The sequence below is a fragment of the Stenotrophomonas sp. 107298_Sma genome, assembly GCF_056480345.1.
The window spans coordinates 1,433,401-1,459,460 of sequence record NZ_CM151094.1 but is presented as its reverse complement, the minus strand read 5'-3'; the positions used below and the strand labels follow the sequence as shown (position 1 = coordinate 1,459,460).

Below are 26,060 nucleotides of genomic sequence, written 5' to 3'. Positions count from 1 at the left end.
TATGGCACGGGGACAAAGCAGCTCCGGGGGCCTATGCTCGGGAATTGACCCCAGTACAGGAACGCCGATGCGCCCGCATCTTCTTGCCCTCGCCCTGGTCGCCGCCCTGGCCGGTTGCCAGCCGGCCGACGCCCCGACCAACGGTTCCACCCCGGCCGCCAGCCAGCAGGCCGGTGACGCAGCGGTTGATGCCGCCTTCGCCGACCTGTCCAAGCGCGCCCTGGACACCTGGATGCAGCTCTCGCCGGTCAGCGCCACCCAGATCGGCGACCACCGCTATGACAGCGATATCGACGATCTGAGTGCCGCCGGCCAGCAGAAGACCGTGGCCGCCTACAAGGCGCTGCTGGGCGAGCTGGACAAGATCGAGGTGGCCAAGCTGGGCCGCGAGAACCAGGTGGACGCGGCGATCCTGCGCAACCAGCTGCAGTCGGAGATCTGGAATGCCGAGGTCATGCAGTCCGGCAAGTGGGACCCGCAGCTGTACAACGGCGTGGCCGGCAGCGCGATCTACGGGCTGATGGCCCGTGAATTCGCACCGCTGCCCGAGCGCCTGAAGGCGGCCACCGCGCGCATGGAGAAGCTGCCGGCGATCTTCGCCCAGGCCCGCGAGAACCTGGATCCGGCCCGCGTGCCAAAGATCCATGCCGAGACGGTGGCCAAGCAGAACAAGGGCATTCTCAGCATCGTCGATACCTTCATCACCCCGCACATCGGCGAACTGCCGCAGGCCGACCAGCAGCGCCTGCAGGCCGCCATCGATGGCCTGAAGAAGGCCGTGGACGAGCAGCAGACCTGGCTGGACAAGACCCTGGTGCCCAACGCCAAGGGCGACTTCCGCATCGGTGCGGAGAAGTACGACCAGAAGCTGAAGTTCGCGCTGAATTCCTCGCTGTCGCGGCAGGAGATCGGCGAGCGGGCACGCGCCGAACTCAAGCGCGTGCGCGAAGACATGTACGGCATCGCGCAGACCGTGCTGAAGGACAAGCCCGGCGCACCGGAAATGCCGGCGCAGCCGACCGACGAGCAGCAGCAGAAGGCGATCGAGGCCGCGCTGGAGCTGGCCTACGCTGACAAGCCGGCGCGCGACAAGGTGGTCGACGACGCCAAGGCCGCACTGGAGCAGTCCACTGCGTTCGTCCGCGAGCACGACCTGATGACCCTGCCCGACGCGCCGGTGGACATCATCCTGATGCCGGAATTCCAGCGTGGCGTGGCCGTGGCCTATTGCGATTCGCCGGGCCCGCTGGACAAGAACCTGAAGACCTTCTACGCCGTCTCGCCGATTCCGGGCGACTGGAACGACAAGCAGGTTGATTCGTTCCTGCGTGAGTACAACTCGCGCATGATCCACCTGCTGAGCATCCACGAAGGCACGCCGGGCCATTACCTGGAAGGCTGGCATTCGGCCAAGTTCCCCTCCACCCTGCGTGCGGTGCTGCGCTCGGGCCTGTTCGCCGAAGGCTGGGCGGTCTACACCGAGCGCATGATGCAGGAGCAGGGGTATCTCAACAACGACCCGTTGTTCCACCTGGTGCAGCTGAAGTTCTACCTGCGCACGATCTCCAACGCGATCCTCGACCAGGGCGTGCACGTGGACAACTGGGATCGCGAGAAGGCGATGCACCTGATGACCCACGACGCCTTCCAGCAGGAAAGCGAAGCCTCGGGCAAGTGGGTGCGTGCGCAGCTGACCTCGGCTCAGCTGCCGACCTACTTCGTCGGTGCGCAGGAACACTTCGACACCCGCAAGGCGATGCAGGACAAGCTGGGTGACAAGTTCAACCTCAAGGCCTACCACGACCAGATGCTGTCCTACGGCGCCCCGCCGGTGCGTTTCGCACGCCAGCTGATGCTGGACCAGCCGATCGAGTGATGGATCGGGTGTGAGTTGAACGAGAGCGGCCCGGGCAAACCCGGGCCGTTCTGTTCGTGCAGGATCGCCACGCCATCGCCGCATCACATGCCGGCAACATGGCCAGGCGCATCGTTCGCCGGGCTCCCCCTTCCGCCGGTTTCCATGTCGCTTCCCTTGCTTCGCCTCGCCCTGCTACCCGCACTGCTGGCCAGCGTCTCTGCCTTCGCCACCTGCCCGCCGCCGCCCGGCCAGCCCGACATCCGTGCCCTGGGCTACTACACCAACAAGGCCGGCTCGGTGATCGACCCGGCGCTGCACCAGCAGAATCATGACGCCACCGCGCCACTGGACCGCTATGCCGCCGACGTGGCACGCATGAGCGACGACTATCTGCGTGACGGTGATCGTGCCGCTGCGCAGTGCACGTTGGCCTGGCTCGGCGCCTGGGCGAAGGACGGCGCGATGCTCGGGCAGATGATCCGGGTCAACAACGACCAGTCGTTCTACATGCGGCAGTGGATGCTGGATGCGGTGGCCATGGCCTACCTGAAGGTGCATGACCAGGCCGACCCGCAGCAGCGCGCGCGTATCGATCCGTGGCTGAAGCAGCTGGCACGCGCCAACCTGGCCTACTGGGACAACCCGAAACGGCGCCGCAACAACCACTATTACTGGGGCGGCCTGGGCGTACTGGCCACCGGCCTGGCCACCGAGGACGATGCTCTCTGGCAGGCCGGCCACGCCGCCTTCCAGAAGGGCATCGATGACATCCAGGACGATGGCAGCCTGCCGCTGGAAATGGCGCGCGGGCAGCGTGCCCTGCACTACCACGACTACGCGCTGGCGCCACTGGTGATGATGGCCGAACTGGCACGGCTGCGCGGACAGGACTGGTATGCCAGCCGGGATCACGCCATCGACCGCCTGGCACGCCGAGTGATCGAAGGCAGCAACGATCCCGCGTGGTTCAACCAACACACCGGCATCACACAGCTGCCACTGAAGGCCAGCGGCTGGGTCGAGTTCTACCGGTTGCGCTCACCGGATGGCGGCCTGTTCGATGCCGCACATGCACACGGACCGTTCCACTCACCGCGATTGGGCGGCGACCTTACGCTGATGGCCGCGCACGGCCTCGTGCGTACACCGCTGCGATAGACCTCTGTTTCAGTGGCGGGCCTGCTGCAGCAGCTGCTGGAACTGGGCACTGCTGCAGCCCTGCCGGTCACAGCCCGGCAGGGACAGCGCGACGAGGCCCGGCGGCTGTGCCTCGGTCAGCGGCTGTGCATCACGCAGCTGCGCGGTGGTCGGATAGACATAGGCCAGGCGGATCCGCTCCACGCCGCTGTGGCGGTCACGCCAGCGCTCGAACTGCAGCAGGCCACCGATCGGCGTCTTTTCGTACTGGCCGGGCAGCGCGTAGTCCGAGATGCCCAGCGCCGCCAGCACCGAACCGATGTTGGAATCGTGACCGACCAGCAGGGTCACCTTCGGCGACGCCGGATCTTCGAACAATGCACTCACCCGTGCCAGCAGCGGCGCGGCCACGTCATGGGCGACCTCGGGGGTGCCGAACAGGATGTCCTGGTAGCGGTTGCGGATCTGCGCCAGCGCCTGCCATTGCGCCTCGTTGTTCAAGCGGCCCCAACCCTCGCGTGGAATGCCACGTCCCTGGTAGTGCTCCATCAGCAGCGCATCCACCAGCCCGCTGGCCAGCGCCAGTGAACCCAAAGCGCGAGGCTCACTGCCCGGCTCCGCACTGAAAGTGGTATCAGCCAGCGCCAGATGGCAGTCGCTGCGGCCCGTACACGCCGCCGACTGCGGATAGCGGGTGATCGCCTCCACGACGGACAGTGCCGGTGCCAGATCGGATGCGGACAGCGCCTGCTGCATCGCCGGCACCGCACGTGTGCGGAACGCCGCGTCATCGCGGTGGATCACCGGATTGAACAGCGGGTCCATCGTACCCAGCGGCATGCGCTGTTCGACCGCGACATGGCAGCCCGGGAAAGCGCCGGCAACGAAGAACTGTGCGGTGGCCTGGGTGCGCTGCAGGCTGTTGGCGTGCGCGTGGAAGTCATCCCGCTGCGGGCAGCCCGTTGCCGGCAGCAGCTGTGCCTGGCGCAGCCACTGGCCCATGTAACGGCCCATGTAGACCTCGAGCACACCGCCCTTGGTGGTCAGCTCGCCTGCGCCCACGTCCCAGCGCGCCCAGGTCTCGGGCGTCGCGCTGGCGAGCGCGCCGGACGCCACCACGGGCGCGCGCAGGTTGTGGCGGCTGAGCAGGATGACCTGCTCGAGGGCTTCGCCTTGCATGGATGCCGTGGTCGCCAGGCTGAGCGCCAACAGCAGAGCAATCACCGATCGGCAGCCACAAAACCACCGGTCTGTCGCGCCCACAACCGCGCGTACAGTCCACCGGCCTCGATCAGCTCGGCGTGGCTACCGGTCTCGACGATGCGGCCCTGGTCCATCACCACCAGCCGGTCCATGCGCGCGATGGTCGACAAGCGGTGCGCGATCGCGATCACCGTCTTGTTGCCCATCAACTGGTCCAGGCTGTCCTGGATCGCTGCTTCCACTTCCGAGTCCAATGCCGAGGTCGCCTCATCCAGCACCAGGATCGGTGCGTCCTTCAGCAGCACGCGGGCAATGGCGATGCGCTGGCGCTGGCCACCGGACAGCTTCACGCCGCGCTCGCCCACGTGCGCGTCGTAGCCACGCCGGCCTTGCCCGTCCACCAGCGTATCGATGAAGGCTGCGGCGCGCGCCTTGGCCACGGCGGCATGCAACTGCTCGTCAGTGGCATCGGGGCGGCCATACAGCAGGTTGTCGCGGATCGAGCGATGCAGCAGCGAGGTGTCCTGGGTGACCACGCCGATCTGCTGGCGCAGGCTTTCCTGCGTAACGTAGGCAATGTCCTGATCGTCGATCAGGATTCGCCCGCTTTCCAGGTCGTAGAGCCGCAGCAGCACGTTGACCAGGGTCGACTTGCCGGCACCGGAAGGGCCGACCAGGCCGATCTTCTCGCCCGGCTTCACCACCAGGTCCAGTCCGGCGATCACGCCGCCCTTCTTGCCGTAGTGGAAGTGGATGTCCTGGAAGTGCACGCCACCACGGGTCACCTGCAGCGGCACCGCATCCTCGCGGTCCTGCACGGTCAGCGGCTGGGCGATGGTGGTGATGCCATCCTGTACCGTGCCGATGTCCTCGAAGATGCCGTTGATGGTCCACATGATCCAGCCGGACATGTTGTGGATGCGGATCACCAGGCCGGTCGCCAGCGTGATCGCGCCAACGGTGATGTGGCCGCCGTTCCACAACCACAGCGCCAGGCCGCAGGTACCGGCGATCAGGAAACCGTTGACGATGGCGATGGCCAGGTCCATGCCGGTGGTGACCCGGGTCTGCGCGCGGTGCTTCACCGCCAGTTCCTGGAGCGACTCGGCCACATAGGCCTGCTCGCGGCCACCATGGGCGAACAGCTTCAGCGTAGGGATGTTGGTGTAGCCGTCGACGATGCGGCCCATCGCCTTGGAACGTGCTTCGGAAGCGATCCACGCCCGTTCCTTCGCGCGCGGCACGAAGTACATCAGGATCACTGCATAGGTCAGCAGCCACAGGATCAACGGCACCATCAGGCGCCAGTCGGCCTGTGCGAACAGGTACAGCGCAGTGCCGGTATAGACCACGATGTACCACAGCGAATCGACCATCTGCACAGCCGATTCGCGCAGCGAGGTACCGGTCTGCATCACCCGGTTGGCCACGCTTCCAGCGAAGTCGTTCTGGAAGAAGTTCAGGCTCTGCCGCACCACGTAGTTGTGCATCAGCCAGCGCGAGCGGTTGCTCAGGCCTGGCACGATCGCCTGGTTGACCAGCAGGTTGTGCAGGCCGACCAGGATCGGCCGAGCGATGACCGTGATGAACAGCATCCAGCCCAGCTCGTTGGCATGGCGCTGGAAGAAGCCGGCACCGGGCTGCTCGGCGACCATGTCGACGATGCGGCCCAGGTAATCGAACATCGCCACTTCCACCAGCGCCAGCAGCAGGCCGGCAATCAGCGTGGCCAGCAGCACCGGCCACACCGGGCGCAGGTAGTGCAGGTAGAACGGCACCACCTTGCGCGGCGGCATGCGCCCGTCCACGGGCGGAAACACCGGAATCAGGGATTCAAACCAACGGAACATCGCATTCCCTCGCCTCTTGCAAGCGGCGAAGTATCCCACGCCGGATGTGTACGCCAGCCGATGATCGCCTGAGCCCCCCGGTAGTCGCCCACCTTGGTGGGCGCCCTACCGCAGGCCAACCAAGGTTGGCACCTACCGGGCCACCGGGGTGAACAGCAGGTCCTGGAAATCGAAGCTGAAATCGGTCAGGTCGGAGATCGACTGCATGCGCACCTCGCGCACCCTGCCGTCCGGGTCCAGGCTGAAGTTCACGAACGCATCGGCGTTGAGCGAACGGTCGTCCCAGCGCACGATGAAGGTGTCGTGCTGCCAATGCTCCAGCCGGCCGCTCAGCTGCGCGGTCTTCATGAAGCGCAGGCGCAGCCCCTTGCCCTCGGCGCTGACCTGCATGTCGCCGTACCAGCGGTCGCGGAAGGTGCCGCTGTAGCCGGCCATTGCCAGCGACGGCTTGCTGCCCTTGTCGCGCGCCGCCTGGTGCTTGGCCCAGGCCTCGTCGGCCTTGTCCTGGCCCTTGGCCACGGCCTTGGCATAGGCATCCACCCAGTCGTGCTTCTCGCCGCCCAGATAGGCATCAAGCACGCTCAGGGTGATCGCGTTGAACGCCGCACCCACTTCCTGGTTGGTCAGCACCACCACGCCCAGCTTCTCGCCCGGCACCAGGGTCAGCCGCGAAACCATGCCCGGCCAGCCACCGGTGTGCCAGACCAGTTTCTGCCCGCGGTAGTCACTCAGGCTCCAGCCCTCGCCATAGCCGGCGAAGTTGGCCCGCGCCAGTGCCAGCTCCGGCACGCTCGGCGCCGGGATCGACTGTGGCGTGATCATCCGCCACATCTGCTGCTGGCTCTTGTCGGTGAACAGCGGCGTGCCATTGGCCAGCTTGCCCTCGGCCAGCTGTACCTGCATCCAGCGCGCCATGTCGTGCGCGCTGGAATAGATTCCACCGGCGCCGGCGTTGTTCGACCAGGTCAGCGGCGCGACGGTGCGCAGGTCCTTGAAATCGAACTTGGCGTGGCCGACCGCCGCCTTGTCGCCCGGCTTCAGGTGATCGGCGTTGTAGCGCGTGCCGGCCATGCCCACCTTGTCGAAGATGCGGGTCTGCAGGAACTGCTGGTAGCTCATGCCGGAGACATGTTCGATCACCTGCTGGGCGACCGCGTACAGGATGTTGTCGTAGGCGTAGCTTTCGCGGAACCCACCCTTCAGTGGCACCTTGCCCAGACGCTCCACCACTTCGGCGTTGCTGTAGGAGGTTGTCGGCCAGAACAGCAGGTCACCGGCACCCAGGCTCAGGCCGCTGCGGTGCGATAGCAGGTCGCGGATCGTCATCTGGCCGGTCACGAACGGGTCGGACATGCGGAACGACGGCAGGTGGTCGATCACCTTGTCGTCCATCTTCAGCTTGCCGTCCTCAGCCAGCAGGTTCAGCGAGGTGGCGGTGAATGCCTTGGTGTTGGAAGCGATGGCGAACAGCGTATCGGCCTGCACCGGCTCCGGCTTGCCCTGCTCGCGCACGCCCCAGCCGCGTTCCAGCACCACCTGGCCGTCCTTGACCACGGCTACGGCAATGCCGGGCACGTCGAACTGTGCACGCACGCGCTCGACGGTGGCATCCAGGTCCTGCAGCTGCTCCGGGGTCGCAGCGTTCGCCATGGTCGTGCACGCCAGCAGCACGGCTCCTCCAATCCAGGTTTTCATCCAGCACGATCTCCGAACAGGGGTGGCGGCCATGTGCAGGCCGTCACCGGGGTTTCGCGCGATGGTAACGGCCCCGGGCGCAGCCTGCCCTGTGCCATAGGAGGGGTGTCATGGGCGAGAACGGACAACCGAGCAACGGGTCGACCATCATTCCGTGCCTGCGCTACCGTGACGCGCAGGCCGCCATCGAGTGGTTGCAACGCGCCTTCGGTTTTCACGTCCAGGCGGTGTATGCCGACGGCGATACCGTGTTCCATGCGCAGCTCACATATGGCAGCGGCATGATCATGCTCGGCTCGAGCAGCAGTAGCGGCGAATGGTCCAAGCTGGCGGTGATGCCGGACGAGGTCGGCGGCCGCCAGACCCAGAGCGCCTGCGTGATCGTTACCGATGCCGACGCGCACTACGCGCGGGCCAAGGCCGCCGGCGCTCGCATCGTCATCGACATTGCCGACCAGGACTACGGTGGCCGTGGCTACGCCTGTACCGACCCAGAAGGTTACCTGTGGTGGTTCGGCAGCTACGATCCGTGGCGCGTGGACCACGGCCAGTGATGGCCGCAACGACGCAGGCCGCGATCCGCTGCGGCATCGGTGGCTGGGTGTTTCCCGAATGGCGCGGCGGCATGTTCTATCCGCCGGGCCTGCCGCAACGCGAGGAACTGGCCCATGCCAGCCGCGCGCTACGCTGCATCGAGATCAACGGCACCTTCTACCGCACGCCCACTGCCGCCCAGTGCGCGCAATGGGCCGCGCAGACGCCGGAGGGCTTTCGTTTCTCGATGAAGGCGCCGCGCTACCTGGTGCAACGTCGCGACCTGTCCAGCACCGTGGAAGCTGCAGCGCCGTTCCTGCAGGCGGCGCTCGCGCTGGGTGACCGGCTTGGCCCCTTGCTGTGGCAGTTCGACCCACGCCATCCGGCCGATGCCGAAGCGCTGGGCGCAATGATGGAACAGCTGCCGAGGCAGTTGGACGGCGTGCCGCTGCAGCACGCGCTGGAGGTTCGCAACGCCGAAGCACATGGCCCGGCACTGGTCGCCGCCGCGCGCCGCCATGGCGTGGCGCTGGTGATCGAGGACAGCGACGAGGCGCCATTGCATGGAGATGTCAGTACCGGCTTCGTCTACGCGCGGATCAAGCGCAGCCAGGCACGCTTGAACGAGGGCCTGCCGGCCCCGGTGCAGCAGCGCTGGGCGGAGCGCGCAGGACGCTGGTCACGCGGCGAGCCGGTGGCCGACCTGCCCTGCCTCGCCACGGCAGCCACGGAAACACCGCGCGAGGTCTACCTGCTGTGCATAGGCGCTGCCAAAGCGCGCAATCCTGCGGCGGCAATGGCGCTGCAGCGGCACGTAGACGGCGGCGCATAGCACGACCGATGCGCGACGGGCGCCGCCTTGCCTCACAATAGGCCGATGAGCACACCCGACACCCGCAAAGCGCTGTGGCAGATCCACTTCTGTGTCCTGCTGTGGGGCGTCACCGCCATCCTCGGCAAACTGATCACCCTGCCCGCGCTGCCGCTGGTGTGGTGGCGCATGCTGCTGGTGACAGCGATGCTGGCCCTGCTGCCGCGGGTCTGGCGCGGGCTGCGTACCCTGCCACTGCGACTGGTGGCAGGTTATGCCGGCATCGGCGCGCTGGTCGCCCTGCACTGGTTGACCTTCTACGGTGCGGTGAAACTGGCCAACGCTTCGGTGGCCGCCACCTGCATCGCGCTGGCACCGGTGTTCACCTCGATCATCGAACCCTGGGTTGCCAAACGGCCGTTCCAGCTGCGTGAACTGGCCTTCGGCCTGGCCGTGCTGCCGGGCGTGGCACTGGTGGTCGGTGGCGTGCCCGACGGCATGCGCCTGGGTGTGTTGATCGGCGCGATATCGGCGCTGCTGGTGGCGGTGTTCGGCTCGCTCAACAAGCGCATGGTCAGCCACGCCGATCCGCTTACGGTCACGGCACTGGAACTGGGTGCAGGTACCCTCACCCTGACCCTGCTGGCGCCGCTGATGCCCTACCTGCTGCCGGCGCTGGCCAGCCCGCTTTGGGTGGTACCGGACCTGCACGACGGCATCCTGCTGCTGGTGCTGGCCGGGTTCTGCACGCTGCTGCCGTTCGCCCTGGCGCTGGTCGCGCTGCGCCACCTGAGCGCCTACACCGTGCAGCTGGTGACCAACCTGGAGCCGGTCTATGCCGTGCTGCTGGCGGTGGTGCTACTGCGTGAACAGCACGAGGTCACCCCGTGGTTCTACCTGGGCGTGGCGATCATCGTCGGCGCGGTATTCCTGCATCCGTTGTTGAACCGCCGCAGGCCGGTGCAGCACCCGGAGATTCTCGGTACCGCCGAAGCACGCAACATCGCCGACTGAGCGCATTCACGCCGGGCGTGGATGGCCGTGTCAACGCTGCGGCCAATGCCATGCCGGTGCATCCAGCAGGCCCTGCCCGCTCAACAGCGTGCGGCCATGTTCCTTCTGCAGGTGCAGCGAGTGGCATCCGGGCGCCTGTTCCAGCGCCGCGATCAGGCGGCTGGCATGTGAAACCACCCATACCTGGCTGCGTGCGCTGGCGGCGATGATCAGCCGCGCCAGCGCCGGCAGGAGATCGGGGTGCAGGCTGGTCTCCGGCTCGTTGAGCACCAGCAACGGTGGCGGACGCGGCGTATGCAGCGCAGCGGCCAGCAGCAGGAAGCGCAGCGTGCCGTCGGACAGCTCGGCCATCGACAACAGCCGCAGCAGGCCGGGTTGGTGGAAGCGCAGGGCCAGCCGGCCATCCAGCGGCTCGAAGCTGACCGTGGCACCCGGGAAAGCATCGTCCACGCTGCGCGCCAGTGCGCCCGGATCCCCGATCTCGAGAATGGTCACCCACGCTGCGGCCAGATCGCGGCCGTCGTGATGCAGCACCGGCGTACGCGTGGCCATCGCCGGCTGCCGCGCCGGTGCGTCGGCATCACTGCGGAAATGATCGTAGAAGCGCCAGCGACGGATGTACTCGCGCAGGGCGATGGTCTCCGGCATGCGCTGCGGATCGCCGACCTGGGTGAACAGGCTGTCGAACAGTGACACGTGGTCGTCAACCAGATCCCAGCCATGCGCATGGCGTTGCCGCACCATTGCACCACGGCGGTCGACCAGCAGGTTGGCACTGCGCAGGAAGGGCCCAGCCCAGATCGCCTCGGCCTTGATCTGCGGGTCCAGTGCGAATGCGGAACGGCTCGGTGGCGGGTAGCCCAGATCGATGGCATAGCCGAATTCGTCAGTGGTGAAGCCCAGCTTCAGTCCCACCGATTCCTGGCGTGGGCCGCCCTGCAATGGAATCTCGCCGGCAGTGACCCGTCGATCTGGTTTTTCCGGACCCGCCCACAATGCCGAAGCGAGGCCGCCTTCACGGGCCAGCACCGCCGCGACGCCGCCCTGCGCGGTCTCCGCCAGCAAGCGCAGCGCGCGGTACAGGCTGGATTTGCCGCTGCCGTTGTCGCCGGTGACCACGTTCAGCTGCTGCAGCGGCAGCACCAACCCGTGCAACGAACGGTAGTGGGCGATGGCCAGGGTCTGCAGCATGGTCGGCGTCCGTGGGAAAAGTAGCGCCATGGTGCAGCGCGTGGATCGCAGGGAATGCGACGCGCACGGCATTCGAATGGATTCTTCACCCACGCGTGGCGTTGATCTACCTGAGGGTGCTTCAGCCCGCCCGTTCCACCCGGTTGCGGCCATTGCCCTTGGCCCGGTACAGCGCCTTGTCGGCGCGAGCCAGCGTGTCATCCACACTTTCACCTGGCTGGTGCTGGGCAACACCGATGCTGACCGTGACCGGGAATCCAAGCGGCAGGTCGGCCACCGCCAGGCGCAGGAACTCGCACTGGAGTTCGGCCGTGTGCAGGTCGGTCGACGGCATCACCGCCACGAACTCCTCGCCGCCGTAGCGCGCAGCCATGCCGCGGCCGGTGAAGTGCGAGCGCAGCAGCACACCCAGCTCGGCCAGCACCCGGTCACCGGTGGCGTGGCCCTGGAAATCGTTGATGTGCTTGAAATGGTCGATGTCGAGCAGCGCAACGCAGGCGACGCCCGGTTGACCATCCGCCACCGCAACCGCCTCTTCCAGCGCCGCCGCCATCGCGCGGCGGTTGGGCAGGCCGGTCAGCGCATCGGTACGGCTCTGCTCGGCCAGGTCGGCATTCTGCGCAAGCAGCACGTCCTGGTATTCCGACAGCAGGCGCTCGTAATCATCACGTTCCAGCATGTGCTTCTGGATGTCGAGCGCAAAGCGGCGCAGCTCCATCACCAGCATCACCTGCCGCGACAACGCCGCCAGCGCCTCGGCCTTGTCGCTGGGCAGGTGCTGAGGATGCGCGTCGAACACGCACAGCGTGCCCAGCGGCAGGCCATCTGAGCTGATCAGTGGCGCGCCCGCATAGAAGCGGATGTGCGGGTCGCCCACCACCACCGGGTTGTCATGGAAGCGGATGTCCTGCAGCGCATCCTCGACCACCATGATCTGCTGCGGTTGCAGGATCGCGTGGCCGCACATCGAATCGCTGCGCAGGTTCTCCGCCGCGTCGATGCCCTGGATCGATTTGAACCACTGCCGTTCCACATCGATCAGGGTCACCGCCGCCATCGACGTGCCACAGACCGCCTTGGCGATCGCGACCAGGTCGTCGAAGGAATTCTCACGCTGCGAATCCAGGATCCGGTAGCGGTACAGCGCCTCGAGCCGAAGGGCTTCGTTGGCAGGCTTGTCGGGCTTGATCATGCAGCGTCACGTTCCGGCAGGTCACTGCGGAGTCTAGCCGATGCCGGTCCGCAATCCGCGCAACGGGTAGTGCCGGCCGCTGGCCGGCATCCCGCGCTCATCCGATGCCTGGTGCAGCCGGCCAGCGGCCGGCACTACCTCGCGTTACCAGTCCAGCTGCTTCGGCAGCAGGCCCTGGAGTTCCTGCTCGGTCAGGTTGCGCCACTGGCCCGGCTTCAGCGCGCCGATCTTGATGTTGTCGATGCGCACGCGGCGCAGCTGGGTCACGCGATAGCCGAACTCGGCAGCCATCAGGCGGATCTGCCGGTTCAGGCCCTGCTGCAGGGTGATGCGGAAACCGAACTTGGCGATGCGCGAGGTCTTGCACGGCAGCGTCATCTGGTCGTGGATGCGCACGCCGCGGGCCATGCCACGCAGGAATTCGTCGGTGACCGGCTTGTTCACCGCCACCAGGTATTCCTTCTGATGGCCGTTCTCGGCACGCAGGATCTGATTGACGATGTCACCGTTGCTGGTCATCAGGATCAGCCCTTCAGACTCCTTGTCGAGACGGCCGATCGGGAAGATGCGCTGTTCATGGCCAACGAAGTCGACGATGTTGCCCTTGACCGAGGTTTCGGTGGTGCATGTCACGCCCACCGGCTTGTTCAGCGCGATGTAGACGTGGCGGCGGGTACCGGGTTTGCGTGCAACGCGCGCGCGCAGCGGCTGGCCGTCGACCAGCACCTGGTCTTCCTCGCCCACCACCGCGCCGGTACCGGCCGGGTGGCCGTTGACGGTGACCCGGCGGGCGGCGATCAGGCGATCGGCCTCGCGGCGGGAGCAGAAGCCGGTGTCGGCGATATGTTTGTTGAGTCGGGTGGTCATCGGCCCATTATCCGGCATCGCCGCCCGCTGCGCTTCATTCCGGCACGGGTGGATCGAGTTCTTCGCCGTCGAAGACGCGGTTGCGGCCCGCCCGCTTGGCCACGTACATGGCATGGTCGGCCCGGCGCAGCAGCGCGGCCAGGTCATCCTCGCCCGGACGCCACTGTGCCAGGCCGATGCTGGCCGTGACCTCCAGCCCAGGGACCTGCAATGCCTGGCCAGCCTCGATGATGCGCTGGCGCAGCCGATCCAGCCGCGCCGACGCCGCTTCGCGCGGCATGCCCGGCATCAGCAGCAGGAATTCCTCGCCGCCCATCCGCACCACCTCATCCTCGCTGCGCACCGCAGTCCGCAGCGCGCGCGCCACCGCCACCAGCACCTGGTCCCCCACCGCATGGCCGTGGCGGTCGTTGATGTCCTTGAACAGATCGATGTCCAGGAAGCCGATCACCAGCGGGCCACGCTCACGATCGACCCGCTCCAGGTGCCGGGCCAGCTGCTGCAGGCCGGCGCGGCGGTTGGGCAATCCGGTCAGGCCGTCGGTCTCGGCCAGCTGGCGCAGCTCATCACGCTGCTGGCGCAGCCGCCCCAGCCGCTGGTTCAGGGCATAGGCCGCCATCATCAGCAGCCAGGTCACCGACAGTTGCAGTGCTTCCACCCGGTACTCCAGCAGCCACTCCGCACTGCTGGCATCGGCGGCGATCATCACCAGCAGCGGCACCAGCGCCGCCAGGCCTGCCAGCGCCCAGCAGTCACCACGCAACCACGCCCGCATGCCGGCGGCCAGTGACAGCAGGCAACCGAGGATGAAGCTCAGCTGCAGGCCCTGCGCGACCAGCGCCAGGGTTTCCCAGCGCAGCCACGGTACCAGCGCGGCCAATCCCATCAGGCCCCACAGCACGCCCTGCTGTGCCGGCCGTGAGCGTGGCAGCAGGCGGTCCCCGCCGTTGAGGCGCCACAGAGCGGGCAGTACCAGCGCCTGGGTCGCAGCGGTCAGCGCCAGCAGCCACCATGCGCCACGCTCCCCCACCGGCAGCCAGGGTTCGGGGTAGCCGCTCAAGCCGCCAAGAATCGCCTGCCACACCACCACCACGAACGTCGCGCCGATGTAGACCAGGAAGCTGCGGTCACGGGTGGTCAGGTAGGCCATCAATGCCGACAGCGCCAGCGCGATCGCCACCGCGATGCAGGCCGCGCGCACCAGCAGGCGGGCGGTATCGTTCTGCTGGACCGGACTGGGCGCACCCAGCCGCAAGGTCGGCACCCAGCGCGCTTTCAGCGGCGCCTGCCACGACACCAGGAACGGCTCATGGCTGCCAGCTGCCGGCACCGCCACCAGGCCGATGCCGGCACGGAAGCGTGAATCACGGGTGCGTGCATCGTGCATGTTGCCGCAGATCTCGCGGTCGCCATGCTGTACGCGGACTTCGCCAGCGAACACGTTGAACACATCCAGGGCCTGGGGTTGCCCCGACCAGCCCCCGGGTGGCGCCGGTACCTCTACCTGCTCGCGTGGCCCGGCCAGCATCGCGGGCGTGCAGCCACGATGCGGCGTCGGTTCATCCGTAGGTGCGCCAACCAGCAGGAAATCCCGGCCGGCCTCGGCCATGCGCGCGCGCGCCGGATCGGGAAACAGCACTCCCATCAGCAGGACGACCAGCAGCGTCCCTGTTTCGTACCGCCACTGCCTGACGCCCACGCCACATCCTGTTCCTGCTTACGTCCGCGCCCACTGCGCGTCGCCCCTGGCGCGCATTATCGCAGCCGGGCGCGCAGCGCATGTGTAGACCAAAGTCGCCACCGGCCGTTCAGCCAGCTGCCGGAGGCCCCTTCACCGCCACCAGGCGCACCGGCCTCAGGTCACTGAGGGTCATCCGTTCCAGCGGCTGCGGTCGCTCGATCGCATACCCTTGCAACCCCTGCACGCCGAGCCGGGTCAGCGCGGCGGCCACCTCGGCGGTCTCCACCCATTCGGCCACCACCTCCATCTGCAGTTCACGCCCTAGCTCGCTGATCGCACGCACGGTGGCGTGGCTGATCGGGTCGGTATCCATGTCACGCACGAATGCACCGTCGATCTTGAGGATGTCGGCCGGCAACTGGCGCAGGTAGCCGAACGAGGACAGGCCGGAGCCGAAATCGTCCAATGCCATCCGGCAGCCGCGTGCCTTCACCGCATCGATGAAAGCGCGGGCCTGGCTGAGGTTGCTGATCGCCGCGGTCTCGGTGATCTCGAAACACAGCTTCGAGGCCAGCGCGCGGTTGCGCTCGAGCAGATCGCAGACGAAGGCCAGGAAGCCGGGCTCGGCGATCGACTGCGCGGACACATTGACGTTGCACAGCCCCAGCTGGCGCACGTGTGCCGGGCAGACCTGCAGGTGGCGGAACAGCAGCCCCAGCACGTGCCGGTCCAGCGCCACGGCCATGCCATAACGCTCCACGGCCGGCATGAACTGGCCGGGCAGGTGCAGGCTGCCATCGCTACCGCGCATGCGCACCAGCACTTCGTAGTGCAGGTAGGACGGATCCCCCACCCGGGCGATGCGCTGTGCATACAACAGCATGCGGTTCTCGGCCATCGCCAGGCTGACGCCCTGCAGGCGCTCGGCTTCCTGGCGCCGCTCCTCCAGCGCCATGCGGTTCTCGTTGAAGCAGTGCACACGGTTGCGCCCGGCCTGCTTGGCCGCATAGCAGGCGCTGTCGGCGGCGCTCATCAACCAGTTCGCGTCCGGCGCCTCGGCACTGACCTCGACCACGCCGATGCTGCAGCTCAACTGCGGGCTGCCCTCGCTGATCGGGAACGTGGCCTGGCCCAGGTTGCGGATCACCCGTTGCAGTACCCGCTTGGCCTCGTCCTGCCCGGCATGGGCGAGGAACACCGCAAATTCATCTGCACCGAGCCGGCCCACCCAGTCGCCATCACGCACTGCGGCCACCAGGTAGTCGGCGAAACTGCGCAGCATCTGGTCACCGGCAGCATGGCCGAAGCTGTCGTTGACCAGCTTGAAGTGATCCAGGTTGATGTAGCACAGCGAATGCGTGCCGCCCTCGCTGCGCACCTGCAGCAGCGAGCGTTCCAGCAGCCGCTCGATCTCTCGACGATTGATCAGGCCGGTCAACGGATCGTGGCTGGCGTGATGCTCGATCTCGCGCGCCAGTGCATGGTTCTGGCTGACGTCCTCGATGATCGCAAACACCGACAGCCCACCCCCGGCACTGCGCACGCCGGTACCACTCCAGCGCCCCCAGACCAGGCTGCCATCGCGGCGGCAGAAGCGCAGCTCGCTCGGTCGCAGCTGCCGGTCCCAGTCGATGCGGCCCACGCCATCGATGACCAGTTCGCCTTCCATCAGCAGGTCACCCAGTGACATCTGCAGCAGCACGTCACGGCGATAGTCCAGGATATCGGCCATCGCCTGGTTGGCTTCCATCACCTTGCCATCGGTGTCGAGCTTGAGCATGCCGACGTTGGCCTGGTAGAACGCGGCACGGAAGCGGCTCTCATGCTCGGTCAGGTCCTTGCCGACGCGACGCGCCAGGGCCACCGCCATCAGGCTGATCGCCAGTACCGACAGGCCGCCGACCATCAGCGTCGCCACCCGCACCATCGTGGCCATCCGCAGCAGCGCCTGCGAGAACGCCTGCGCCTGTACCTGCAAGCGTCGATCAAGATCCCGCAGCTGCTCCAGGTAGCGATCACGATCGGTCAATGGCAAGCTGCCTCCGCCGTGCCGCCGCTGCAGCTCCGCCACCAGGCCCTGCACCGCCATCAGGTCGCCATCGGTCTGCCGCCACAGCGCGGTCGCTTCGCGGAACGCACCCAGGTCCCGCGCATAGCGGAACGAGAACACCAACCGCGGAATATCGGCGCGGGCATTGCCGCCCTGCAGGAAGCCCTGCCGCGCCCGAGACTCATCGGGCTCGGCCTGTTCAAGCGCCAGCCTTGCCTGCAGATCGCCCAGGGGCACCTGCAGCGCCTGCCGCGCGTCGTTCAGATCCTGGGCATGGCCACGCGCCAGATAACGGCTCAACGCTGCAGTCGCATCCTGCTGCCCCCGTGACCAGTAGCCCTGCCCGGCAATCCAGGCCGTGGACGCCGCCTGCAGCTCCTGGATAAGGGCGGACAAGGCGACCAATCCGATCGCCATGCCCGTCAGCAACGCAAATCGCAGTCCCAGCCCACGGGTCATCGGCACCCGCCGGCTATGTTGGTCCGTGCCACTCCTACCCATCCCGGATCCCCCCGAATGTGCTGCGGTGACAACCTCCCTTGGAACCGAGCCAGCCTATGACCGCCAATGTGTTTGCCATGCGAAAAGGGGACGGAGGGGATTAAGTCGTTTTCGGCATAAGCGCACTGCCGGGCATAAGCGACTTAATCCCCTCCGTCCCCTTTTCCGGGCCCACAACGGACAACGCCAGCCCGGAGGCTGGCGTTGTTCAGGACCGCAGGTGTGGCTTAGTAGCTGCGCGGGCCGCGCGGCTTGAAGCCGTCACGGCGCGGCGGGCGGCTGTCGCGGTCACCACCGCGGTCGCCACCATGGCCACCCGGGCCACTGCGGCGCGGACCACCCGGGCCGCCCGGGCCGCCCGGACCACGCTTGTCGAAGCGCGGCTTGAACGGACGCGGCGCCGGATTGATCTCTTCACCGGCCGCCAGCGGACGCATCTGCAGCTGCTGGCCGGAGACCCACACCTTCTGCAGGTGGGTCAGCACGTCCGACGGCATCTGCGCCGGCAGGTCCAGCAGCGAGAAGTCGTCGTGAATGTCGATGCGGCCGATGAAACGGCTCTCCAGGCCAGCTTCGTTGGCGATGGCGCCGACGATGTTGGCCGGCTTCACGCCATGCTGGTGACCGACCGAAATGCGGTAGGTTTCCATGCCCTGCTCCGGTGCACCGCGCGGCGGCACGTCACGGCGCGGGCGCTGCTCGAAGCCGCCCTCGGCATCGTCACGACGCGGGCCACGCTCGAAGCGCGGGCCACGTTCGTTGCGGTCGCCACGTTCCGGGCGCTCGCTGCGCTCGAAACGCTCACGCGGCGCACGCTCTTCGCGCGGTGCACGCACCGGCGGCTGCAGCAGGAACGGGGTATCGCCCTGCATCATCTTCGCCAGTGCAGCAGCCACTTCGATGGCCGGCACGTTCTGCTCGGTCTCGAAGCGTTCCAGCAGCTGGCGGTAGAAGTCCAGGCCGCCCTGGCCGAGGGTCTCGGTGATGCGTGAGGTGAACTTGTTGATGCGGTTGTCGTTGACCGCTTCCACGCTCGGCAGCTGCATTTCTTCGATCGGCTGGCGGGTAGCGCGCTCGATCTGGCGCAGCATGCCCTTCTCGCGCGGGGTGGCGAACAGGATCGCCTCGCCGCTGCGGCCGGCACGGCCGGTACGGCCGATGCGGTGCACGTAGCTTTCGGTGTCGTACGGGATGTCGTAGTTCAGCACATGGCTGATGCGTTCCACGTCCAGGCCGCGGGCCGCCACGTCGGTGGCGACCAGGATGTCCAGCTTGCCTTCCTTCAGCATGGCGATGGTGCGCTCACGCTGCGCCTGCTGCATGTCGCCGTTGATGGCGGCAGCGGCCAGGCCACGGGCCTGCAGCTTGCTGGCCAGTTCCTCGGTGCCGGCCTTGGTGCGCGCGAAGATGATCATCGCGTCGAACGGCTCGACTTCCAGGATGCGGGTCAGCGCGTCCAGCTTGTGCATGCCGCTCACCCACCAGTAGCGCTGGCGGATGTTGGCCGAGGTGGTGGTCTTGGCCGCGATGGTCACTTCCACCGGATCCTGCAGGTAGGTCTGCGCGATGCGGCGGATCTGCGGCGGCATGGTGGCCGAGAACAGCGCCACCTGGCGCTTGGCCGGCAGCTTCTTCAGCACGGCTTCGACGTCGTCGATGAAGCCCATGCGCAGCATTTCGTCGGCTTCGTCCAGCACCAGCGTCTTCAGCTCGGACAGGTCCAGCGTGCTGCGATCCAGGTGATCGATGACGCGGCCGGGGGTACCGACCACGATGTGCACGCCGCGACGCAGCGCCGACAGCTGCTGGCCGTACGGCTGGCCGCCGTACACCGGCAGCACGCGGAAGCCGGGGATCTTCGAGGAATAGGACTGGAACGCCTCGGCGACCTGGATGGCCAGCTCGCGGGTCGGGGCCAGCACCAGCGCCTGCGGCTTGATCTGCTGCAGGTCGATGTTGGACAGTACCGGCAGCGCAAAGGCGGCGGTCTTGCCGGTGCCGGTCTGGGCCTGGCCCAGCACGTCACGGCCTTCCAGCATCGCCGGGATGGTGGCAGCCTGGATCGGCGACGGGGTTTCGTAGCCGATGGCGGTGACCGCCTGCATGACAGACTCGGACAGGCCGAGCTGCGCGAACTGCAGCTGCGCTTGGGATTCTTGGGACATGGGGAACTCCGAAGACACTGCCGTCTTCCTGGCAGTGCGATAAAAAAGGTGATGGTCCGCGCTTTGGGCGCCCTTCTTATCGCGTGCCCTGGCGCTGCTCGGTTGGAGGAGATTTCACTCGCTCAGAGCGGAATCATACCGCATTGATCCTGAACCATGCATACAGGTTGCCGTGCGTGTGCCGTCATGCCCTGTGCTGGCGCACAATACGCGCCCTCTCCCGGCCCGGCCAGAATCCGGCGCCCCTTCCCAGGAAACCCGTTCCATGCAGATTCTCGAATTCGACCTCGACGGCGACTACGTCGAGCTCAAGCAGCTGCTCAAGCTGGCCGACCTGGTCACCAGCGGCGGCGAGGCCAAGATGGTCATCAGCGACGGCCAGGTGCTGGTCGACGGCGAGGTCGAACTGCGCAAGGCCTGCAAGATCCGCGCAGGCCAGGTGGTTGAATTCGCCGACAGCCAGATCCGCGTGCTGGCCGCCGGCTGATCTGAATCCGTTCAGGCCACGCGCTGGGTCAGGTGCGAGGCGATCAGCTGCCTGAACGGCGCAACGCCCTGCGCCAGACGCAGGCCGGCCGCGCGCAGCAGCCGCGCCGGGCGGCGATCGTCGGTATACAGGCTGGTGATCGCGTTGGTGGCCTCGTACAGCGGCCTCGATGCCAGCCGATGACCGCGCTGGTAGCTGGCCAGCATGCCGGCGGCGGCGATGTCGGCACCGCGACGCTGCTGTTCGACGATGCCCTGTGCCAGCCGCTGCGCGCTGGCCAGGCCCAGATTGAAGCCATGTGCGGTGACCGGATGCATGCCCACCGCAGCATCGCCGATCAGCGCCGAACGCTCGCCGACAAAACGGTGCGCATAGACGCCGACCAGCGGATACGCCTGCGGTGTGGCCACCGGCTGCATCCGGCCCAGGCGGTGCTCGAAGCAGTCACTGATGGCGTCTCCGAAGGCCACCTCATCCATCGCCAGCAGCTCCTCGATCTGCCGCGGCGGCAGCGTGATCACCGCCGATGCCTGGCCTTCGTTGAGCGGCAGCAGCGCCATCGTGCGGCCGTAGCCGAACCACTCCCATGCAGCGTGGTGATGATCACGCTCGACCTGCATGCGGCACACCAGCATCGACTTGCCGAAGTCGCGCATCTGCGCGCCGATGCCTAGCATGCGGCGGGTTGCCGAGAAGCGGCTGTCGGCGGCCACCAGCAGGCGCGCGTGCAGCGTGCTGCCGTCATCCAGCGTGACCACATGGCCCTGCGCATCGGCCTGCACGCTCTGCACCTTGCGCCCGTCAAACAGTTCCAGTCCGTCCTGGTCCTGCACGGCATCCCATGCAGCGCGGCGGATCAGATGGTTGGGCACCAGCCAGCCCAACGGCTGGCCATCGACCTGGCTGCTGGCAAAGGTCAACGCAAACGGCGAACTGCCGTTCATCACCTTGGCATCGCGTAATTCGGCGACTTCGGCGTCCGGCAGTCGCTGCCACAGGCCCAGCTGTTCCATGCTCTGCCGCGAGGCATGGGTCAACGCGATCTCACGGCCATCGAAGGCAGCCTCGGCCAGCGCCTGGCGCGGCTGTACTTCGACCATGCCGACCTGCAGGCCACTGCCGGCCAGCGCGCGCGCGAAGCACAGACCCGCCGGTCCGGCGCCGACCACCACCACGTCCATCCTGCGCATGCGCGCCTCCTGCCGTTGATTCAGTCGCCGCCAGCATAGCGCTGCGGACCTGAGCGGCCTTGATCTGGATCAGGCCACGATCACAGCAGCGCGAACACCAGCGCCAGGATCGACAGCAGCGATACCGCCCAGACCAGGCTGCGCACGTAGGGCACGCCTGCGGCATACAGCGGCAGGTAGACCACCCGTGCCCAGAAGTAGGCCTGCGCCGCCAATGCGGTGGTGTCGTTGCCGCGCCCGGCCACCACCACCGCGATCGCAGCAGCGGCGAAGAACGGGAAGGTCTCCAGGAAGTTGGCCTGGGCCCGCTGCAGGCGACCGGCCAGCGGGCTGAGTGGCCTGGCTTCGCCATCACGCGCCGAGGCATTCCACTTCATCCCGCGCTCGCGGGTGACTACGGTGGAGGTGGCGAAGATGTAGACGAAGCCCAGCAGCACCGACCAGGCCAGCATCGTCAGTTCAGTTGCCATCGTTCATCTCCTCAGGGTGCCGACGCACGCAGGCTGTAACCGGCCAGGCGCCACACATGGTCCTCGTCGAAACGGAACGACACCAGTTCGCGTACTGGTTGTGCGCTGTTGGCGAAACGGGTCGGGAAGCTGACGTTGATGTACAGGCCTTCGGGTACCGCCGCACCGGCGTTGTACTTGACCCGGGTGATGGTCGGCTGGCCGCGGCCAGCCAGGGCGCCCAGCCGCGCACGCTCGCTGGCCAACTGGCTGACGAAGGCCGCCTTCGGTACAGCACGGCGTGCGACGGCCGAAGCGCCATCCCACAATTCGCCGGCGCGGTTGGCATCGACCAGCTGCGCCGCCTTCACTGCGGCCGCGCCCATTTCCGCGTCCTGTTTCTGTACCTGCGCCTGCTGCGCGGCGGTCAGCGCCGGTGCGCCGGCCGTGGCCGGTTTTGCTGCTGCTGGCGAAGCAGGTGCCGGGCGGGCGGGCGCCGGTGCAGGCGTGGCGGGCGCAGGCGCCTGCGCCAATGCAGTCAGGGGCAGCAAGGACAGCAGCAGGAGCACGCGCTTCATGGACACCGCCGGTTCTCGGGAAAGAACCGCAGTCTACGCCAGCGCAGTGACTACGCCGTCAGCGTGCCGGGGCGCTGCCTTCCACCACTGCTGCATCGGCCTGTGCAGCGGGCGCGGTAGTGTTCACCGGTGCCTGTTCGGCCACCGGCGGTGGCTCCGAAGGCGTGGGCGGCAGCGTTGCTACATCGATCTCCGACAGTGGGCTTTCTTCCGGGCACACCGCATCGGGGAATCCGAAGCGCTGCTTCAACGCCTGGCCGCAGCTGTTGATCGATTCCATGTCGGCGCCTTCGTGCTTGCACTGCTGGTCGAAGGCGATCAGGAACGCGTCCTTGCGCTGCACGAAGTCGTCACCACAGGCACGCATCTGCTTGATCCGCTCCAGGTCGTCCTGCACCGCGTTGGTGCCGTCCAGGCCGTACTGGCGCAGTTCGTCCGGCGTCAGCAGGCGCAGGCTGCGATTGGGCACCGTCATCATCAGGTCGGCCACGCCTACCGCCACGCCGTTGCGCTGCAGGTAATCCTTCACGTTGTCGTAGACCTCGTGCAGCTCGCGGTTGAGCTCAGCGCGCGAGGTGGCCCTGGAACTGATGCGCATCATGCGGTGGATGCCGACCTTGCCTGACAGCAGGCGGTTGTCACCGGCGGCCAGCACGAACACGCAGGCGCTGTGGCAGATCGAGCCTTCGCGCACCCAGATGGTCCAGCCCGATTCACCGATGCTGTCGCCGGCGACGATCGCCGATTCCACCTGGCCACCACTGGAGTCCAGGTCAAGGATGCGCTTGTGGATCTTCTGTTCGTCGGCGACCACGGCCAAACGCCACATCATCTCGGCAAAGCCGGGATTGATCTTGCCGGCGTAGCGCACGCGTAACAGGCCTCGCTCGGCGCACGGCGCCAGCGCCTGACTGATCTGGTCGCGTTGCAGCCCTTCCAGCTCGGTGCCGTCGCCGGCATCGCCGGCATACTCGGTGCTGCAGCTGACCCAGGCGCGGCCATTCTCCAGCTGCGCCTGCGGCCACGGCCGATCCGCCTGGCTGCGCGGCGGTGCCGGCGGCGGCGGTGCATCGGCGGCATTGATCGACACCATGTTCTCGCCATCACTGGCCGGCGCCCGCGCCGCCTTGTCGGCAGCGGTCACATTGCCCGGATTCTCCAACTGACTGCAGCCCGCCAGGGCCAGGCACAACAGGGGCAACCAGCGGAATTTGGCGGACATCGGGCAACCGGTCTTCATGTAAACAAGAGCCACAGTCTACCCGTCCACGACGCGCATTCAGCGCGTGGCACTGAACCCCTTCTGACCCTTGGGAAAGCGTGTCGACCAAGGTCGACACCCACCAACAGCAGTGCAGAACGCCGTCCCGACAGGTCGCAGGAACCTGTCGAAGGCGGGGTGGGTCTTGCAGCGCCCCCTGCAACCGGACCCACCCCGCCCTCCCGGAAGTCCGCTGTTGCTGTTGCTCAGGCCTCGACGGGTGCAGGGCGCGGCCCTGCCAGAACCCCCTCCAGCATCCATGTCCGAATCCGGCGAGTATCCCCGCCCGCACGCGCCTAGACTGGCGCCATGGACACCGCCCTCGCCCTCGACACCGCCGCCTGCGACCGCGCCCGCCTGGCCCGCGACGCACGCTTCGACGGCGTGTTCTTTACCGCCGTGCGCAGCACCGGCATCTATTGCCGCCCTGTGTGCCCGGCACCGCCACCGAAGCCGCGCAACATCACCTACTACCCGACGGCGGCCGCTGCTGCGGCAGCCGGTTACCGCCCGTGCCTGCGCTGTCGCCCCGAGCTGGCACCGCAGGCGCAGCAGGCATTGGCCGGGCAGACCGTGCAGCGCGCACTGGCCCTGATCCATGGCGGCTTTCTGCAGGAGCAGCCAGTAGCCGACCTCGCAGAGAAGATCGGACTCAGCGCGCGCCAGCTGCAGCGCCTGTTCGTCGAACATCTGGGCGCAACGCCAGGGCAGATCCACGCCACCCATCGACTGCTGCTGGCCAAGCAGCTGCTGACCGAAACCACGCTTCCGGTGACCGATGTCGCACTGGCCGCCGGCTACAACAGCCTGCGCCGTTTCAATACCGCGTTCCTGCAAGGCTGCGGCATGGCGCCGACCGCACTGCGTCGCCAGCACCAGCCGCTGGCCACCGACGATGGCTGCCTGGTGCTGCGTCTGGCATACCGGCCACCACTGGATTTCCCGCGCATGCTGGCTTTCCTGCGCAAGCGCAGCCTGCCCGGCATCGAGCTGATCGGCGAAGACAACTACCAGCGCGTGCTCGGCACACCGGAGCGCCCCACCCTGCTGCGCGTCACCGCCGACCCGAAACGCCCGGAACTGCGGCTGCAGCTGGGCGCGGTCGATCCGCGACTGATCCCGGACATCGTGCGCCGCGTACGTCGCGTGTTCGATCTGGACGCCGACCTGCAGCAGGTACACACCGCGCTCGGCGAAGAGCCGCTGCTGGCGCGCGGCATTGCCGAACGCCCCGGGCTGCGCGTGCCCGGCGGCTGGGATGGTTTCGAAGTAGGCGTGCGCGCAGTGCTCGGCCAACAGGTCAGCGTGGCTGCGGCCACTACCTTCGCGCGGCGGCTGGTGGATGCCTATGGCGCGCACCTGCCGGGCATGCCGCCGGAATTCGATCGCCAGTTCCCGGCCCCCGAGCTTCTGGCCGAAGCGCCGCTGGAATCGATCGGCCTGCCACGCAGCCGCGCCGCCACCGTACGTGCGCTTGCCGCCGCCTGTGCCAGTGGCGCGCTCGACTTCGGCCCGGGCCAGGCGCTGGAAGAGTTCGTTTCCCGCTGTGTGGCACTGCCTGGCATCGGACCGTGGACTGCGCAGTACATCGCCCTGCGCGGGCTCGGCCAGCCCGATGCCTTCCCCGCCGGCGACCTCGTACTGCAGCAGGTGCTCGGCCATGCGCAGGGCCAGCGCCTGAGCGAACGTGCCACCGAAGCACGCTCGCAACCGTGGCGCCCTTGGCGCGCCTATGCCGTGCTGCATCTTTGGCACCTGTCCGGCACATTCGTTGGAGAACCGACATGACCCTGTTGTTCGACCGTTTCGACAGCCCGATCGGCGTGCTGACCATCGCCGGTGACGAGCGTGGTCTGTCGCACGTGCTGTTCCCGGAAAACCGTCACCCGGCACGCGGCCGCGACGACTGGCACTACGCGCCGGATGCGCTACCGGAAGCACGCGAGCAGCTGCTGCAGTTCCTGCACGGCGAACGCAGCAGCTTCGACCTTGAACTGGCGCCACGCGGTACGCCGTTCCAGCTGCGCGTGTGGCAGGCGCTGGCGCTGATCCCGTTCGGCCAGACCTGGAGCTACCTGCAGTTGGCGCAGCATCTGGGGCAGCCCAGCGCGACCCGTGCCGTCGGCGCCGCCAATGGACGCAACCCGCTGCCGATCATCCTGCCCTGCCATCGTGTGATAGGCAGCAACGGCGCGCTGACCGGCTTCGGTGGCGGACTGGAAACCAAGGCCGCACTGCTGCGACTGGAACAACGCCAGGCTCCACTGTTCGCCTGAGAGGGCTGGCAGGGCTGCGCCCGGCACCCGCAGAGGCAAGGGCAAGGTCAATAGCCAATACAGCTCCGAT

The 26,060-nt window shown here is 67.3% G+C and carries 21 protein-coding genes; 8 read left to right on the top strand and 13 right to left on the bottom strand.

What is annotated here, in order from left to right; genetic code table 11:
* Positions 1–67: 67 nt before the first annotated feature.
* Positions 68–1,876 carry a DUF885 domain-containing protein gene (locus ACZK2G_RS06825; protein ID WP_478475017.1) on the top strand — a complete coding sequence of 603 codons (1,809 nt, stop codon included), beginning with the start codon at positions 68–70 and terminating at the stop codon, positions 1,874–1,876.
* Positions 1,877–2,020: 144 nt separating this feature from the next.
* A complete protein-coding gene (locus ACZK2G_RS06820; protein WP_478475016.1) occupies positions 2,021–3,016 on the top strand; it encodes a polysaccharide lyase in 996 nt (331 codons plus the stop codon).
* A 9-nt stretch (positions 3,017–3,025) separates the two neighbouring features.
* Here the strand turns inward: ACZK2G_RS06820 and agp are convergent, their stop codons facing one another.
* The 3 genes from agp to ACZK2G_RS06805 form a co-directional block, all read right to left on the bottom strand.
* Complete coding sequence (gene agp / locus ACZK2G_RS06815; RefSeq protein WP_478475014.1) at positions 3,026–4,219, bottom strand: bifunctional glucose-1-phosphatase/inositol phosphatase; 1,194 nt, start codon at positions 4,217–4,219, stop codon at positions 3,026–3,028.
* On the bottom strand, positions 4,216–6,048 hold the full coding sequence (gene smrA / locus ACZK2G_RS06810; protein WP_478475012.1) for a multidrug efflux ABC transporter SmrA: 1,833 nt from the start codon (positions 6,046–6,048) through the stop codon (positions 4,216–4,218). The genes agp and smrA overlap by 4 nt, the downstream gene beginning before the upstream one ends.
* Positions 6,049–6,180: 132 nt before the next feature.
* Positions 6,181–7,743 (bottom strand): serine hydrolase, encoded by a 1,563-nt coding sequence (locus ACZK2G_RS06805; protein ID WP_478475011.1) that lies wholly within the window; start codon positions 7,741–7,743, stop codon positions 6,181–6,183.
* Positions 7,744–7,853: 110 nt separating this feature from the next.
* On the opposite strand from ACZK2G_RS06805, the gene ACZK2G_RS06800 reads away from it, so the two are divergent.
* From ACZK2G_RS06800 to ACZK2G_RS06790, 3 genes are read left to right on the top strand one after another with little or no spacing between them, the layout of a single operon-like run.
* On the top strand, positions 7,854–8,297 hold the full coding sequence (locus ACZK2G_RS06800; RefSeq protein ID WP_478475010.1) for a VOC family protein: 444 nt from the start codon (positions 7,854–7,856) through the stop codon (positions 8,295–8,297).
* Complete coding sequence (locus ACZK2G_RS06795) at positions 8,297–9,109, top strand: DUF72 domain-containing protein (RefSeq protein ID WP_478475009.1); 813 nt, start codon at positions 8,297–8,299, stop codon at positions 9,107–9,109. Before ACZK2G_RS06800 ends, ACZK2G_RS06795 begins: the two co-directional genes overlap by 1 nt.
* 45 nt (positions 9,110–9,154) lie before the next feature.
* Positions 9,155–10,102, top strand: coding sequence for a DMT family transporter (locus tag ACZK2G_RS06790; RefSeq protein WP_046983164.1), 948 nt, complete (start codon positions 9,155–9,157; stop codon positions 10,100–10,102).
* Positions 10,103–10,132: 30 nt separating this feature from the next.
* Here ACZK2G_RS06790 and ACZK2G_RS06785 read toward each other — a convergent pair whose 3' ends face one another.
* The 6 genes from ACZK2G_RS06785 to ACZK2G_RS06760 form a co-directional block, all read right to left on the bottom strand.
* The gene (locus ACZK2G_RS06785; protein WP_478475008.1) at positions 10,133–11,293 is read right to left on the bottom strand and encodes an AAA family ATPase; all 1,161 of its coding nucleotides are present in this window, start codon (positions 11,291–11,293) and stop codon (positions 10,133–10,135) included.
* A 121-nt stretch (positions 11,294–11,414) separates the two neighbouring features.
* On the bottom strand, positions 11,415–12,485 hold the full coding sequence (locus ACZK2G_RS06780) for a GGDEF domain-containing protein (protein WP_478475007.1): 1,071 nt from the start codon (positions 12,483–12,485) through the stop codon (positions 11,415–11,417).
* A gap of 144 nt (positions 12,486–12,629) precedes the next feature.
* A complete protein-coding gene (locus ACZK2G_RS06775) occupies positions 12,630–13,352 on the bottom strand; it encodes a pseudouridine synthase (protein ID WP_012510490.1) in 723 nt (240 codons plus the stop codon).
* Positions 13,353–13,386: 34 nt separating this feature from the next.
* On the bottom strand, positions 13,387–15,051 hold the full coding sequence (locus ACZK2G_RS06770; RefSeq protein WP_478475005.1) for a sensor domain-containing diguanylate cyclase: 1,665 nt from the start codon (positions 15,049–15,051) through the stop codon (positions 13,387–13,389).
* Between the two features lie 109 nt (positions 15,052–15,160).
* Positions 15,161–17,584 carry a putative bifunctional diguanylate cyclase/phosphodiesterase gene (locus ACZK2G_RS06765; protein WP_478475004.1) on the bottom strand — a complete coding sequence of 808 codons (2,424 nt, stop codon included), beginning with the start codon at positions 17,582–17,584 and terminating at the stop codon, positions 15,161–15,163.
* 227 nt (positions 17,585–17,811) lie between these two features.
* On the bottom strand, positions 17,812–19,749 hold the full coding sequence (locus ACZK2G_RS06760) for a DEAD/DEAH box helicase (protein ID WP_046983170.1): 1,938 nt from the start codon (positions 19,747–19,749) through the stop codon (positions 17,812–17,814).
* Positions 19,750–20,014: 265 nt separating this feature from the next.
* Between ACZK2G_RS06760 and ACZK2G_RS06755 the strand changes: the two genes are divergently transcribed.
* The gene (locus ACZK2G_RS06755) at positions 20,015–20,236 is read left to right on the top strand and encodes an RNA-binding S4 domain-containing protein (RefSeq protein ID WP_004150681.1); all 222 of its coding nucleotides are present in this window, start codon (positions 20,015–20,017) and stop codon (positions 20,234–20,236) included.
* 11 nt (positions 20,237–20,247) lie between these two features.
* Here ACZK2G_RS06755 and ubiM read toward each other — a convergent pair whose 3' ends face one another.
* The 4 genes from ubiM to ACZK2G_RS06735 form a co-directional block, all read right to left on the bottom strand.
* On the bottom strand, positions 20,248–21,426 hold the full coding sequence (gene ubiM, locus ACZK2G_RS06750) for a 5-demethoxyubiquinol-8 5-hydroxylase UbiM (protein ID WP_046983171.1): 1,179 nt from the start codon (positions 21,424–21,426) through the stop codon (positions 20,248–20,250).
* A gap of 80 nt (positions 21,427–21,506) precedes the next feature.
* Entirely contained in the window at positions 21,507–21,896 is a 390-nt protein-coding gene (locus tag ACZK2G_RS06745; protein WP_032128357.1) for an MAPEG family protein, read from the bottom strand.
* An 11-nt stretch (positions 21,897–21,907) separates the two neighbouring features.
* Positions 21,908–22,453: a DUF4019 domain-containing protein gene (locus tag ACZK2G_RS06740; RefSeq protein ID WP_046983173.1), complete on the bottom strand. Its 546-nt coding sequence runs from the start codon at positions 22,451–22,453 to the stop codon at positions 21,908–21,910.
* 58 nt (positions 22,454–22,511) lie between these two features.
* Positions 22,512–23,675, bottom strand: coding sequence for a COG3904 family protein (locus ACZK2G_RS06735; RefSeq protein WP_478475001.1), 1,164 nt, complete (start codon positions 23,673–23,675; stop codon positions 22,512–22,514).
* A gap of 348 nt (positions 23,676–24,023) precedes the next feature.
* Here ACZK2G_RS06735 and ACZK2G_RS06730 point away from each other — a divergent pair, with 348 nt between their 5' ends.
* Both ACZK2G_RS06730 and ACZK2G_RS06725 read left to right on the top strand, forming a co-directional pair.
* Positions 24,024–25,502 (top strand): DNA-3-methyladenine glycosylase 2, encoded by a 1,479-nt coding sequence (locus ACZK2G_RS06730; protein ID WP_136640096.1) that lies wholly within the window; start codon positions 24,024–24,026, stop codon positions 25,500–25,502.
* Positions 25,499–25,990: a methylated-DNA--[protein]-cysteine S-methyltransferase gene (locus ACZK2G_RS06725; RefSeq protein WP_012510484.1), complete on the top strand. Its 492-nt coding sequence runs from the start codon at positions 25,499–25,501 to the stop codon at positions 25,988–25,990. Before ACZK2G_RS06730 ends, ACZK2G_RS06725 begins: the two co-directional genes overlap by 4 nt.
* The last annotated feature ends 70 nt before the right edge of the window (positions 25,991–26,060 follow it).

Bases quoted from the DNA above. Each gene is read 5' to 3' on its own strand.
- ACZK2G_RS06825 (WP_478475017.1), top strand. From the start codon at position 68: ATGCGCCCGCATCTTCTTGCCCTCGCCCTGGTCGCCGCCCTGGCCGGT.
- ACZK2G_RS06820 (WP_478475016.1), top strand. From the start codon at position 2,021: ATGTCGCTTCCCTTGCTTCGCCTCGCCCTGCTACCCGCACTGCTGGCC.
- smrA (WP_478475012.1), bottom strand. From the start codon at position 6,048: ATGTTCCGTTGGTTTGAATCCCTGATTCCGGTGTTTCCGCCCGTGGAC.
- ACZK2G_RS06805 (WP_478475011.1), bottom strand. From the start codon at position 7,743: ATGAAAACCTGGATTGGAGGAGCCGTGCTGCTGGCGTGCACGACCATG.
- ACZK2G_RS06800 (WP_478475010.1), top strand. From the start codon at position 7,854: ATGGGCGAGAACGGACAACCGAGCAACGGGTCGACCATCATTCCGTGC.
- ACZK2G_RS06795 (WP_478475009.1), top strand. From the start codon at position 8,297: ATGGCCGCAACGACGCAGGCCGCGATCCGCTGCGGCATCGGTGGCTGG.
- ACZK2G_RS06790 (WP_046983164.1), top strand. From the start codon at position 9,155: ATGAGCACACCCGACACCCGCAAAGCGCTGTGGCAGATCCACTTCTGT.
- ACZK2G_RS06785 (WP_478475008.1), bottom strand. From the start codon at position 11,293: ATGCTGCAGACCCTGGCCATCGCCCACTACCGTTCGTTGCACGGGTTG.
- ACZK2G_RS06780 (WP_478475007.1), bottom strand. From the start codon at position 12,485: ATGATCAAGCCCGACAAGCCTGCCAACGAAGCCCTTCGGCTCGAGGCG.
- ACZK2G_RS06775 (WP_012510490.1), bottom strand. From the start codon at position 13,352: ATGACCACCCGACTCAACAAACATATCGCCGACACCGGCTTCTGCTCC.
- ACZK2G_RS06765 (WP_478475004.1), bottom strand. From the start codon at position 17,584: ATGGGTAGGAGTGGCACGGACCAACATAGCCGGCGGGTGCCGATGACC.
- ACZK2G_RS06760 (WP_046983170.1), bottom strand. From the start codon at position 19,749: ATGTCCCAAGAATCCCAAGCGCAGCTGCAGTTCGCGCAGCTCGGCCTG.
- ACZK2G_RS06755 (WP_004150681.1), top strand. From the start codon at position 20,015: ATGCAGATTCTCGAATTCGACCTCGACGGCGACTACGTCGAGCTCAAG.
- ubiM (WP_046983171.1), bottom strand. From the start codon at position 21,426: ATGCGCAGGATGGACGTGGTGGTGGTCGGCGCCGGACCGGCGGGTCTG.
- ACZK2G_RS06745 (WP_032128357.1), bottom strand. From the start codon at position 21,896: ATGGCAACTGAACTGACGATGCTGGCCTGGTCGGTGCTGCTGGGCTTC.
- ACZK2G_RS06740 (WP_046983173.1), bottom strand. From the start codon at position 22,453: ATGAAGCGCGTGCTCCTGCTGCTGTCCTTGCTGCCCCTGACTGCATTG.
- ACZK2G_RS06735 (WP_478475001.1), bottom strand. From the start codon at position 23,675: ATGTCCGCCAAATTCCGCTGGTTGCCCCTGTTGTGCCTGGCCCTGGCG.
- ACZK2G_RS06730 (WP_136640096.1), top strand. From the start codon at position 24,024: ATGGACACCGCCCTCGCCCTCGACACCGCCGCCTGCGACCGCGCCCGC.
- ACZK2G_RS06725 (WP_012510484.1), top strand. From the start codon at position 25,499: ATGACCCTGTTGTTCGACCGTTTCGACAGCCCGATCGGCGTGCTGACC.